Here is an 11,539-nt window from a genome sequence, read left to right on the forward strand (position 1 = left end):
GGGAGACAGTAGAGGGTAGCCCGTCGAGAATGTTTCATTTTGTTTCAAGGAAAAATCTCACTGCTGTTGTGCACACTCGGTCAACCAACTTTTAAACGCTTGCATTGCCGAGGTTTCAGCCCGCGACTGCAAGCGCGTCAGCCAATAACTGCCAGTGGTGATGCCCACATCGAACGGCTGGCGAATCACATCCGTCGCCAGTTGCCGCGAGAACATCATCGCTGGCGCCAGCGCCACGCCGATGCCTTGCAAGGCTGCCTCCATCATTGCCAGTGAGGAGTCGAACACGATATTGCGCGGTATCAGGGTGTCGGCCGGCAGCCCGGCGGCCTGGAACCACAGGTTCCACTCATCGGCGCGGTAGGAGCGCAGCAAGGTATGTTTGAGCACATCGGCAGGTGTGTGTAATTGCTCGGCGAGTGCAGGCACGCACAATACCGTCAACGACGCTTCCAGCAGTTGGCAGGCCTCGGTGCCATGCCAAGCGCCTGCGCCAAAACGAATAGCGTAATCCAGACCTTCGGCGGCCACGTCGACGCGGTTGTTGTGCGTAGACAGTCGCAGGTCGATAAACGGATAGCGGCTCTGGAACTCCGGCAGGCGCGGCAACAACCAGCCGACGGCAAAAGTGCCGACCGCGCCCACGGTGAGCACTTCGCGGTAATGCCCGCCCTCGAACTGGCCTAAGGTATGTGCAATACGGTCGAAGGACTCGCGCAACACCGGCAGCAGGGTTTCGCCCTCACTGGTCAGCATCAAGCCGCGTGGCAGGCGCTTGAACAAGGTGACATTCAGTTGGGCTTCCAGGCTTTTGACCTGATGGCTCACCGCCGCCTGGGTCACACACAGCTCAATGGCTGCCCGGGTAAAGCTCAAGTGACGGGCCGACGCCTCGAATGCACGCAGGGCATTGAGCGGCAAGTGGGAACGCAGCATGGCTTACCCCAAATTTTTCTAATGGCTGGTGCGAGATATCATCGTTTGTCGAAGGGGCAAAATCCACTTAGATTTGCGGCGCCTGCGCAGGCCTCGATTGTCAGAGCATCATTTATTGGGAAGCGAACCACCATGAACCACACACTACAAAAAATACTGATATCGGCCTTATTGCTCGGCTCCGGCACCTGCATGGCAGACGCCGATATTCGCCAGGTCGTCGACACCAGCGTCGTACCTTTGATGCAACAACAAGGCATCCCCGGCCTGTCCATCGCCGTGGTCAACAAAGGCAAGGCGCAATACTTTAACTACGGCGTAGCGAACAAAGACACACAACAGCCGGTGACCGAGGACACCCTGTTTGAAATCGGTTCAGTGAGCAAAACCTTCACCGCCACCCTCGGCGGCTATGCCCAGGCGACCGGCAAGCTCAAGCTCTCGGACAAGGCCAGCGAGCACCTGTCCGCACTGGCCGGCAGCGCCTTCGACCAGATCAGCCTGCTGCAACTGGCGACCTACACGCCAGGCGGCTTGCCCCTGCAGTTTCCCGACGCCGCCGACAGCGCCGAGAACATGCTGGGCTACTTCCAGCATTGGAAACCGACTTACGCACCGGGCGCGCAACGCCTGTATTCCAACCCGAGCATCGGGCTGTTCGGCTACCTCTCGGCGCAAAGCCTTGGCCAGCCGTTCAACGTGGCCATGCAGAAAACCCTGCTGCCGAAACTGGGCTTGACCAACACCCACGTCAGCGTGCCCGCCGACAAATCCGGCCAGTACGCCCAAGGCTATGACAAGCTCCAGAAACCCGTGCGCGTGAGCCCTGGCGCACTCGACAGCGAAGCCTACGGCATCAAGACCAGCACCCAGGACCTGGCTCACTACGTGATGGTGAACATGCACCCGCAAACCCTGGAAAAGCCGCTGCAACAAGCCATCGCAGCGACTCACGCCGGTTACTACACCGTGAACGGCATGACCCAGGGCCTGGGTTGGGAACGCTACCCCTACCCGATCACGCTGAACGCATTGCTGGACGGCAACTCCACGCCAATGGCAATGGAGCCGCACAAGGTCAATTGGCTGACACCCGCACAACCGCAGCCGGCCAATGTGCTCTACAACAAAACCGGCTCAACCGGTGGTTTTGGGGCGTACGTGGTGTACGTGCCGAGCAAGGACATGGGTGTGGTGATTCTGGCAAACAAGAACTACCCGAATGCTGAGCGGGTCAAGTTGGCCTATACGATCTTGAGCGCGTTGGACCACTAACGCCTGGCAAAAACCAAATGTGGGAGTGGGCTTGCTCGCGAAAGCGGCGTGTCAGTCAACACATCTGTGGCTGATACACCGTATTCGCGAGCAAGCCCGCTCCCACACTTGGATCTTTATTGTGATGAGATTCGTGTACACACCGAAGCCGCCAAGCACTTCGATCTCGCCGACCTGCGCCTGTTTATCCATATCGCCGAATCCCCCAGCCTGAGCCAGGGCGCCAAGCGTGCGTTTCACTCGCCGGCCGCTGCCAGTGCGCGGATCAAGGCACTGGAAGGCCAACTGGATACGCGCCTGTTCTACCGCGACAGCCGTGGCGTGGAAATCACCCCGGCGGGCGATCGGTTGCTGCACCCTGCGCGGCTGATCATGCGCCAGGTGGATTACCTGAAAAGCGAATTCACCCAGTACGGCGTGGACTCCGCGGGGCATATCCGCATCTTTGCCAACACCACGGCGGTGACCGCGTTTCTGCCGGGGGGTGCTGGCGGGCTTTTTGTCCCAGCGCCCGGGCGTGACCGTCGACCTGCAAGAAACGCCTGTCCCGCGATATCGTGCGCGGCGTGCTGGATGGCACCAGTGACATGGGCATCATTGCCGAGCCGTTAGAAGCCGCGGGCTTGCAGGTGCTGCACTTCAGCACGGATGAGCGGGTGTTAATGGTCCCGGTAGACCACCCGCTGGCCAATCAGCCCTCGGTGAAGCTGGACGAGCCCTGGACCATTCGCGAACGCAGTATCCTGGCGCGTGAACTGGAAACGCTGCCAGGCACCCTCCGGGCGTTGATTAGCACATTGATGCCGCAAAGCGCCTAAGCTCAACAGTCACCTTGCCAGAGGAGACTCCCATGCAACTTGAAGGGTCCTGCCATTGCGGCGCCGTCACGTTCAGCCTGACCAGCCAGCACCCCTACCCCTACCAACGCTGCTACTGCTCGATCTGCCGCAAGACCCAGGGCGGCGGCGGTTATGCGATCAACCTGGCCGGTGATACGCAAAGCCTGAAGGTTCAAGGTCGCAAACACATTTCGATCTACCACGCCCGCCTCAAGCCGGACGGCGCCAGCCGCGCCCATGCAAGCACTGCCGAACGGCATTTCTGCTCGCAATGCGGCAGCGCCCTGTGGCTGTTCAGCCCAGAGTGGCCGGAACTGATCCACCCCTTCGCGTCGGCCATCGACACGCCGTTGCCGGTACCGCCGCAACACACGCATTTGATGCTCGGTTCCAAGGCCCCATGGGTCGAAGTCAGCGTGCGAAAAGGCGACGTACAGTTCGATGAATACCCCGAAGAGTCCATTGCCCAGTGGCATGAGCGATTAGGGCTAACGCGTTAACAGTCTTTGACAGTTTCCCGACAAAGCTCTCAAAGATTGTTGGCCAGCGGCGCCCTAGCATTCGAGCATCCAAACCACCATCCGGGTGCTCTTCATGTTTCGCACATTGCGCGGTATTCCGCTATTGGGTTGCCTGCTCGGCAGTATCGGTTGCCATGTGCAACCGCCTGCCCCGCCGCCGATTCCCAAAGGCGATTACGGCGCGATCATTCGTTACCTGCAAACCCGCATTCCCCAGGAAATGGCACGTGAGAACGTACCCGGCCTGTCGATTGCGCTGGTCAATGGCCAGGAGCTGATCTGGGCGCGCGGGTTCGGCGTGGCCGACAAGGCCCAAGGTGTGCCGGTGACACCCAACACGGCGTTTCGCGCCGGCGGCATCGCCAAACTGCTCACGGCCACGGCGGCGCTGCAACTGGTCGAGCAACAGCGCCTGGCGCTGGATGCGCCGATCCAGCAGACGCTGCGCGAGTTCCACGTGCGCTCGCGCTTTCACAGCGACCAGGCGGCCGCCGACCGCGATATCACCCTGCGCCGCTTGCTCAGCCACCAGTCCGGTTTGCCCAGCGAACACCTGCGTGACGTGCGCAGCACTTTCGCCATGGGCCAGATGCCGATGCGCGTATCCGGCGTTTGGCTGAGCAGCCCGCCGGGCTCGCAAGTCGCCTATTCCAACCTGGGTTATTCGTTGGTCGGCGCCGCCATTGAACGCAGCAGCGGCAAAAGTTTCGAAGCGCAATTGCAAAGCAGCCTGCTCAAGCCACTGGAGATGAACCAGTCGAGTTTTGTCGGCACCGGTACGCAGTTGAGCTTCCGCGCGTTGGGCTACGAAGACGGTGTGGCGAGTACCGATGCACACGTCCGGGACCTCGCCGCCGGGGGCTTATGGGCAAGCCCCAAAGACCTCAGCCACTACGTGCGGATGCTGTTCGCCCAAGGCCTCTATAAAGGTCATCGCGTGTTGGGCAGCGCATCGATTGATGAGATGTTCACCCAGCAAAACACCGGCAATGCCCTGGATTTCGATTGCCAGATGGGCCTGGGCTGGTTTTTGGCGCCGTGCGGCGATGAACCGATCGGGCCCGGTGTGCGCACCTATCAGCACAGTGGCGGCGGCGACGATTTTGCGGCGCAGTTGAGCGTGCTGCCGGACCAGCAATTGGCGGTGATCATCATGGCCAATGACGGCAACGCCGAAGAACTGGTCGCCCGAATGGCCACCGAGACGCTGCGCCTGATGCTCCAGGCGCAAACCGGCCAATCCATCTGCGCCGACGACTGCCAGGCACCCAACCATGGGCTCAAGTTGCGTCACGTGCCGGCCGCCATCGACCGCAAGCGTCTGGCCGGCTTTTATGCCACGGCCTGGGGAGTGTTCCGGATCAAGGATGACAATAATCGGCTATCCGGCGAGCTGGCCGGGTTCGACTTCGAATTGTTGCGCGATGAGCACGGCTGGCTGCGCGCGCAGAAAAAAGTCCTCGGCGTCTGGCTCAAGGACCTCGGCGAACTGGGCCGCGTGCAGTTGGACGTGGTCACGGTGCAAGGTCGCCAGATGCTCACTGCCCGTAGCCACGGCCAGCGCCTTGCCATCGGCGAGCGCATCGAACCGCCGCCTTTGCCAGTGGCCTGGGCCGACACCATCGGCACCTACCAGGTGCTTAACACCCATGAGCCCGATGCACCGCTGAGCGGTATCAGCGTGCGCCTCGAAGAAGGCTTCCTGGTGATTCGCGGCCAATTGCACAACGAGCCGCTGACCGACTACATCCTCCTCCCGGTCGACAACGCCCACGCCGTGCTGGCCGGCAATGGCTACGGCCTGGGCGACACCGTGAGCCGCCAGGTCAACGGCCTCAGCGCTTCGGGCTACTCCTTCAAACGCACGCAATCGCCCCACAACCTCTTGAATTTCTAACACGGAAGAACCGCCTGATGCGCTCAAAAAACCTGTGCCTGTCATTCACCTCGCTGTGCCTGCTCGCCGCCGCCGACACCGCGATTGCCGAAGACTGGCAATACAGCCTCAAGGCCGGCGTGGCCAACGCGCCACGCTACAGCGGCAGCGACGAACGCATGACCGCGCCAGTGCTGGGCGGCGAAATCGTCAGCCCTTGGGGGATCTTCCTCGATACGAGCAAGGGCTTGGGCTGGGGTTACGAAGGCAATGCCCTGAGTTTTAGCGCCTATGTGGGTGCCAGCGCCTCACGCAAGGATAAAAACCAAAGTTTGCATGCCGGTTCCAACCGCCTCAAAGGCCTGGGCGAGATCAAGTCACGCGCGCAATTGGGCGTGAGTGCGGCCTACAACCTGGGCGGTGTGATAGTCGGCGCGACCCTGGAACACGCGCTCAAGGAAGATGACCACAAGGACACCGGCAAGGCTTACACCCACCTGGAACTGAACCTGGGAACCACGCTTTATGAGGGCCGCTTCGGCTCCGTCGATGCTGGCCTCAGCAGCCACTTCGGCGACCGTAATTACCTGCAGACCTGGTACGGCGTGACCACCGGCCAGGCCGCGCAAAGCCGGTTCAAGGCATACAAGGCCGGTGCGGGCAATATCAGCAATGGCATGAACCTGGTGTGGAGCCTGCCGATCAGTGAGCACACCCAGTTCTCGACCTTGCTGGATGTGCAATACCTGGCAGATGAGGCGGGCATAAGCCCGATTGTGGAGCGACGGTTGCAGACGTCGCTGATGGGGGTTGTGGAATACACGTTCTGATCGGGTAGCCCGATAAAAATGTGGGCGCTGGCTTGCCTGCGATGACAGTGTGTCAGCTATACAAATGTTAGCTGACAGTCCTTTATCGCCGGCAAGCCAGCGCCCACACTGAATCGGTTAACAGACCAACACCCTGCTTGCGTCAAGCCTTACTCGGCATACGCCCACGTCATCCGGAACGACGCCCCGCCCCACTCCGAATCCAGCACTTCCACCTGCCCGCCGTGCCACTGGCTGACCCGTTTTACCAGCGCCAGGCCCAAGCCGAACCCACCCGTGCGGCGGTCGCGGCTGGTGTCCAGACGCAGGAAAGGCTCGAAGATCTTGGCGCGGCCGTCCAACGGCACACCCGGGCCATCGTCATTGACCTGCACCGCGTAACCGCTGCCGAACTTGACCAGCGACACTTCCACACGACGCTCGGCATAACGAATGGCGTTGCGCAGCAGGTTGATCACCGCGCGGGCCATAAAGCGCGGTTCGATCTGGATAAAGTCGACCTCGCACGTGCGCAACGTCAGCTGCACCCCCGCCGCTTCGGCCTCCAGGGCCACGCTGCCGATGACACTGTCGAGCCAACTGTGGGCCTCGATATTTTCCCGGGTGACCTGGGTGGCACCGCGCTCCAGGCTGGCGTAGGTGAGCAGTTCGGAGACCATTTCTTCCAGTTCGCCCAGGTCGGCATACATGTCGGCGATCAGCGCGCGGCTCTGGCGCGGGTCGGCCTGTTGTTTGAGTTGATCGAGTTCAAACGACAAGCGCGCAATCGGCGTGCGCAACTCGTGGGAGACGGCGTTGGTCAGTTCACGCTGGTTGGCGATCAGGCTTTCAATGCGCTCGGCCATCTGGTTGAAGTGCCCGGCCAGCTCACGCACCGTGGAGCGGCGCGGCAGCAGGATGCGCGACGCCAGGTCGTTGTCGCCAAAGCGTTGCGCAGCCAGGCGAATATGCTCCAGGTCGCGCCAGTGCGGGCGTACCCAGAAATACAACACGATCGCCAGGCTCACCCCCAGGAAACCATAGGCCCACAGGTACAACCATTTGGGCTCTTCGGGCAACTTGATGTCCAGCAACTGCGGGCCGTCGTCAATATTGGTGATGAACTCCATAAAGTCCCCACGCACCACCAGTTGGCCGTCCGCCAGGAGTTTTTGCTCGCGCTCATCCAGCGCCAGGCTATCGCGCAACACCAACTTAAGGCGCAACCCGTAATGGGGTTGAAGCTCTGCCAGGCGAGCGTCCCGGGCCGGCCCTTGCAGAGGCCGCAGTTGCTCCACCAGCCCGTAAGCCGGGCCGCGCAGGGCTTCGCGGTTATACACTTCGTTGGCCTCGGGCAATAACTCGTCGAAGGTGTAGTTGACCAACCAGATCGCCCCCGCCAAACCGAGCGCCAGAATCACATACAGGCGCAGAAACAGGCGCAGCATCTAAACCTCCCACGCAAACGGATTGAACAGGTAACCCTTGCCCCAAATAGTCTTGATGCACACCGGCTCACGAGGATTGTCGTTGAGCTTGCCGCGCAATTTGCTGATGTAAACGTCGACGCTGCGGTTAAGGCCGTCGAAGGCAATACCGCGCATGCGGTTGAGAATGTCGTCGCGGGAGAGGATTTTCCCCGAGCTGCTGGCCAACAACCACAGCAACTCGAATTCCATGGTGGTGAGGTCGATCTTCTCATCGCCCAGGCTGACCACCCGGCAACTGCGATCAATCGACAACCGGCCAAACTCCAGTGAACCACGCACGGTGGGCTCGGGCACCTGGCGGCGTTGCAGGGCGCGCAAGCGTGCCAGCAATACCGGCGGTTTGATCGGTTTGATCACATAGTCGTCGGCCCCGGACTCCAGGCCCAGAATATGGTCCAGGTCATCTTCCTTGGCGGTCAGGATCACGATGGGCGTGTCGGATACATTACGAATCTCGCGGCACACGTGCAGGCCGCTCTGGCCGGGTAACATCAGGTCGAGCACGACGATCTTCGGCTTGAAGTCGAGGAATGCCGCCAGGGCCTGATCGCCTCGGTGCACAACGCGCACCTCGAAACCGTGTTGTGACAGGAAATGCGCGATCAGCCCTGCCAGCTTTTCATCGTCCTCAACGAGCAGGACCTTGCCCAGACCCAGGTTTTCCATAAATTCTCAGTGTGGATGCGCGGATTGAAGTGCGGGCATTATAGGTGGCAAGCTGAACAACAGAAGCAACCGGCCATTACGGGCCGACGAAGCTTCATGCTTTTAAGAGTTTTTAACAAATACCCCGCAATCTTTAACGCCATTCACAGGGAGTTGTATGCGCAAGGATTACCTGGCGTTTTTTGTTTCGCTGTTCCTGTCGCGGCTGGCCGACCAGATTCTATTGTTTATCGTGCCATTGATCGTGTTCCAGACCACCCAGAGTGTTTCATGGGCGGGGCTGGCATTCTTTGTCGAATCACTGCCGCGTTACCTGGCGTTCCCGGTGTGCGGCGCCTTGTGCGACAAGTTTTCACCCGTGCGCATTCTGCATATCAGCCAGGTTTACCGGGCGCTGGCGTGCGTGGTGGCGGTGGCGCTGTACGGGGTGTTCGACGGTATTTACTGGCTGGTGATCCTGTCTGCGCTGTGCGGCGTGTTGACCACCCAGGGCATCATGGCGCGGGAAGTGGTCATGCCGCATATCTTCAAGCACTACACCTACGCCAAAACGTTGTCCTACTCGCAAATCGCCGACCAGAGCGGCCTGGTATTGGGGCCGTTGGTAGCGGCACTGATGCTGGAGGTCTGGCCCTGGCATTGGGTGGTCATCGGGATTGCCGGGCTGTTTGTGCTGGCGGACCTGGCGATGCGGGTGTGGCAGCGCAACACCACGGTGAATTTAGAGCGTCATGAACAGCATCACGATATCTGGCTGCACCCCCTGCGCGTCGCATTCGGGCATATCTGCAACCTGGTGGAATTGAAGCGCATCATCACGTTGGCAGTGGGTGTGAACCTGATCATCGGTGTGACGCTGGCGACTTCGGCGGCGATGGTCACCGGCCAGTTTGCAGCGGGCAAGGATGCCTATGCCTTGCTGCAGGCGGCGGGCGCGGTGGTGACGATCGGCATTCTGTTTTACCTGGCACGCGCCACACTGCCGTTGAAGGTAGTGGGCGGGCTGTCGTATTCGATGATTGCCGTGGGCGCGTTGATCACGGCCATCAGCCCCGGGGTTGGGGCCTACACGGCCGGTTTCCTGCTGGTCACCGGCTTCGACAAGATGTTCAACGTGTACCTGCGCAGCACCCGTCAGCGGGTGATTCCGGTACAGGACTTTGGCAAGACGGTGGGCGTTATCACATTATTGAACAACCTGGCCCAGCCGCTGGCGGGCCTGGCGATTGCCGTGCTGGCCGCACCTTTGGGCACGCAGACGGTGATCCTGCTGTTAGCCGGCATCACCGCACTGATTGGCGTGGCCGTGGCTTCAGGCTGGCACGCCACTGTGAAAGCGGAACTCGACGTCGGGTGATTCGATGAGCTCCTGCTCGGCTGCCCTTACCCGCTCAATCACCTGAGCGATGTCCTTGGCGTCACCGTACTGGTACGCCAGCTTCAGGTAACCCTGAAAGTGCCGCGCTTCGCTTTTGAGCAAACCGAAATAGAACTTACCGAGTTCGTCGTCCAAATGCGGCACCAAGGCTTCGAAACGCTCGCAACTGCGCGCTTCGATAAAGGCGCCGACCACCAGCGTATCCACCAGTTTGACCGGCTCGTGGCTGCGCACCACTTTGCGCAAACCCGAGGCATAACGGCCGGCGTGCAGTTGGCGCAGTTCGATCTTGCGCTTTTTGATCAGGCGCATCACTTGTTCGTGGTGCACCAGTTCTTCGCGGGCCAGGCGCGACATCATAGTGATCAGGTCAACATGGGCGTGGTACTTGGCGATCAGGCTCAAGGCGGTACTGGCAGCTTTGAATTCGCAGTTCCTGTGGTCGATCAGCAGGGTTTCCTGATCGGCCAACGCGGCCTGGACCCAGGCGTCGGGGGTGCGGCAGCCGAGGAATTCGTGGATTTCGGGCAGGTTCATCGGGCTCACGGGCAAAAGGATCACAAAAGGGCGCCGATTATACCGACCCCGCTGCAGACCACCAGCCGCAGGCTTTGATGTGCATCAACATGACGTCTGGCGGGCAGCAACTATAGTTGTCCCAGGCCCCTCTTTTTCCGTCTCTGGAGATCCGTCCATGCAAGCCATCCGCAGCATCCTCGTGGTCATCGAGCCCGAGCATTCGGAAAGCCTGGCCCTCAAGCGCGCCAAGTTGATCGCCGGGGTAACCGGCGCGCACCTGCATTTGCTGGTCTGCGACAAAAAACACGAGCATTCGGCGATGCTGAGCCTGCTCAAGTCCGGCTTGCACGAAGACGGCTACAGCGTGACCACCGAGCAAGCGTGGAATGACAGCCTGCACGAAACCATCATCGATGTGCAGCAGGCCGAGGGCTGTGGCCTGGTGATCAAGCAACACTTCGCGGACAGCCCGCTGAAAAAGGCCCTGCTGACGCCGGCGGACTGGAAATTGCTGCGCTACTGCCCCAGCCCGGTGCTGCTGGTGAAAACGTCAACGCCCTGGGCCGACAAGGTCGTGCTGGCGGCAATTGATGTGGGCAACCGTGACAGCGAACACCAGGCGTTGCACAACACCATCATCGACCATGGCTTCGACATTGCACGCCTGGCCAAGGCGCAATTGCACGTGATCAGCGCCCATCCGTCGCCGATGTTGTCGGCGGCAGATCCCACATTCCAGCTCAAGGAAACCATTGAGGCGCGCTATCGCGAGCAGTGCAAGGCGTTCCAGGCCGAGTTCGACGTGGATGACGCGCACCTGCATATCGAAGAAGGTCCGGCCGATGTATTGATCCCACATGCTGCACATACCTTGCAGGCCGCGGTGACCATCATCGGCACCGTGGCGCGCACGGGTATTTCAGGGGCGTTGATCGGCAATACGGCGGAAGTGGTGCTGGATGCGGTGGAAGGCGATGTGCTGGTGCTCAAGCCGCAGGAGCTGATGGATCACCTGGAGGAGCTGGCGAACAAAGCCTGAAACAAATCCTTCAGACAATGAGGCGCCCTTGTGGGAGCTGGCTTGCCTGCGACAGCCATAGGTATCTACACATTTTTTTACGGGTTGAGTGCTGTGGTTGTTGGGGGCGCTGATTACATATCCGTTGTTTGGGTCACGGCTGACATGGGTTCCGCCCTTACGGCGAGTCACTTTGGAAAAGCCCCAAAGTA

General features: G+C 60.5%; 10 protein-coding genes and 1 pseudogene. 7 read left to right on the forward strand and 4 right to left on the reverse strand.

Features of this window, described 5'->3' with window-relative positions; genetic code table 11:
- Nucleotides 1-57: 57 nt before the first annotated feature.
- Nucleotides 58-936, reverse strand: coding sequence for a LysR family transcriptional regulator (locus ACI77D_RS15075; protein WP_407016910.1), 879 nt, complete (start codon nucleotides 934-936; stop codon nucleotides 58-60).
- A 132-nt stretch (nucleotides 937-1,068) separates the two neighbouring features.
- On the opposite strand from ACI77D_RS15075, the gene ampC reads away from it, so the two are divergent.
- The 5 genes and pseudogenes from ampC to ACI77D_RS15100 all read left to right on the forward strand — a co-directional run bounded on the left by ampC (nucleotide 1,069) and on the right by ACI77D_RS15100 (nucleotide 6,277).
- Entirely contained in the window at nucleotides 1,069-2,211 is a 1,143-nt protein-coding gene (gene ampC / locus ACI77D_RS15080) for a class C beta-lactamase (RefSeq protein WP_407016911.1), read from the forward strand.
- Nucleotides 2,212-2,340: 129 nt separating this feature from the next.
- Nucleotides 2,341-3,029 (forward strand): annotated as a pseudogene (locus tag ACI77D_RS15085) (LysR family transcriptional regulator).
- A 32-nt stretch (nucleotides 3,030-3,061) separates the two neighbouring features.
- Nucleotides 3,062-3,550: a GFA family protein gene (locus tag ACI77D_RS15090; protein WP_064452668.1), complete on the forward strand. Its 489-nt coding sequence runs from the start codon at nucleotides 3,062-3,064 to the stop codon at nucleotides 3,548-3,550.
- 94 nt (nucleotides 3,551-3,644) lie between these two features.
- Complete coding sequence (locus ACI77D_RS15095) at nucleotides 3,645-5,468, forward strand: serine hydrolase (RefSeq protein ID WP_262664930.1); 1,824 nt, start codon at nucleotides 3,645-3,647, stop codon at nucleotides 5,466-5,468.
- A gap of 17 nt (nucleotides 5,469-5,485) precedes the next feature.
- Nucleotides 5,486-6,277: a MipA/OmpV family protein gene (locus ACI77D_RS15100; protein ID WP_407016912.1), complete on the forward strand. Its 792-nt coding sequence runs from the start codon at nucleotides 5,486-5,488 to the stop codon at nucleotides 6,275-6,277.
- Nucleotides 6,278-6,426: 149 nt separating this feature from the next.
- Here the strand turns inward: ACI77D_RS15100 and ACI77D_RS15105 are convergent, their stop codons facing one another.
- Together ACI77D_RS15105 and ACI77D_RS15110 are read right to left on the reverse strand one after the other, a co-directional pair.
- Nucleotides 6,427-7,704 carry an ATP-binding protein gene (locus ACI77D_RS15105; RefSeq protein WP_064452671.1) on the reverse strand — a complete coding sequence of 426 codons (1,278 nt, stop codon included), beginning with the start codon at nucleotides 7,702-7,704 and terminating at the stop codon, nucleotides 6,427-6,429.
- Nucleotides 7,705-8,412: a response regulator gene (locus tag ACI77D_RS15110; RefSeq protein WP_064452672.1), complete on the reverse strand. Its 708-nt coding sequence runs from the start codon at nucleotides 8,410-8,412 to the stop codon at nucleotides 7,705-7,707.
- Between the two features lie 157 nt (nucleotides 8,413-8,569).
- Between ACI77D_RS15110 and ACI77D_RS15115 the strand changes: the two genes are divergently transcribed.
- The gene (locus ACI77D_RS15115; RefSeq protein WP_407016913.1) at nucleotides 8,570-9,769 is read left to right on the forward strand and encodes an MFS transporter; all 1,200 of its coding nucleotides are present in this window, start codon (nucleotides 8,570-8,572) and stop codon (nucleotides 9,767-9,769) included.
- Here ACI77D_RS15115 and ACI77D_RS15120 read toward each other — a convergent pair.
- On the reverse strand, nucleotides 9,725-10,327 hold the full coding sequence (locus tag ACI77D_RS15120; RefSeq protein WP_407016914.1) for a tRNA-(ms[2]io[6]A)-hydroxylase: 603 nt from the start codon (nucleotides 10,325-10,327) through the stop codon (nucleotides 9,725-9,727). The two genes, ACI77D_RS15115 and ACI77D_RS15120, sit on opposite strands and share 45 nt — an antisense overlap.
- 157 nt (nucleotides 10,328-10,484) lie before the next feature.
- Here ACI77D_RS15120 and ACI77D_RS15125 point away from each other — a divergent pair, with 157 nt between their 5' ends.
- On the forward strand, nucleotides 10,485-11,348 hold the full coding sequence (locus tag ACI77D_RS15125) for a universal stress protein (protein ID WP_407016915.1): 864 nt from the start codon (nucleotides 10,485-10,487) through the stop codon (nucleotides 11,346-11,348).
- Nucleotides 11,349-11,539: the final 191 nt, after the last annotated feature.

Origin of the sequence: Pseudomonas sp. O39 (assembly GCF_045447295.1) — a bacterium.
GTDB lineage: Bacteria > Pseudomonadota > Gammaproteobacteria > Pseudomonadales > Pseudomonadaceae > Aquipseudomonas > Aquipseudomonas antarctica_A.

Excerpts from the sequence above, each read along its gene's own strand:
- ACI77D_RS15075 (WP_407016910.1), bottom strand. The coding sequence starts at position 936 with ATGCTGCGTTCCCACTTGCCGCTCAATGCCCTGCGTGCATTCGAGGCG.
- ampC (WP_407016911.1), top strand. The coding sequence starts at position 1,069 with ATGAACCACACACTACAAAAAATACTGATATCGGCCTTATTGCTCGGC.
- ACI77D_RS15090 (WP_064452668.1), top strand. The coding sequence starts at position 3,062 with ATGCAACTTGAAGGGTCCTGCCATTGCGGCGCCGTCACGTTCAGCCTG.
- ACI77D_RS15095 (WP_262664930.1), top strand. The coding sequence starts at position 3,645 with ATGTTTCGCACATTGCGCGGTATTCCGCTATTGGGTTGCCTGCTCGGC.
- ACI77D_RS15100 (WP_407016912.1), top strand. The coding sequence starts at position 5,486 with ATGCGCTCAAAAAACCTGTGCCTGTCATTCACCTCGCTGTGCCTGCTC.
- ACI77D_RS15105 (WP_064452671.1), bottom strand. The coding sequence starts at position 7,704 with ATGCTGCGCCTGTTTCTGCGCCTGTATGTGATTCTGGCGCTCGGTTTG.
- ACI77D_RS15110 (WP_064452672.1), bottom strand. The coding sequence starts at position 8,412 with ATGGAAAACCTGGGTCTGGGCAAGGTCCTGCTCGTTGAGGACGATGAA.
- ACI77D_RS15115 (WP_407016913.1), top strand. The coding sequence starts at position 8,570 with ATGCGCAAGGATTACCTGGCGTTTTTTGTTTCGCTGTTCCTGTCGCGG.
- ACI77D_RS15120 (WP_407016914.1), bottom strand. The coding sequence starts at position 10,327 with ATGAACCTGCCCGAAATCCACGAATTCCTCGGCTGCCGCACCCCCGAC.
- ACI77D_RS15125 (WP_407016915.1), top strand. The coding sequence starts at position 10,485 with ATGCAAGCCATCCGCAGCATCCTCGTGGTCATCGAGCCCGAGCATTCG.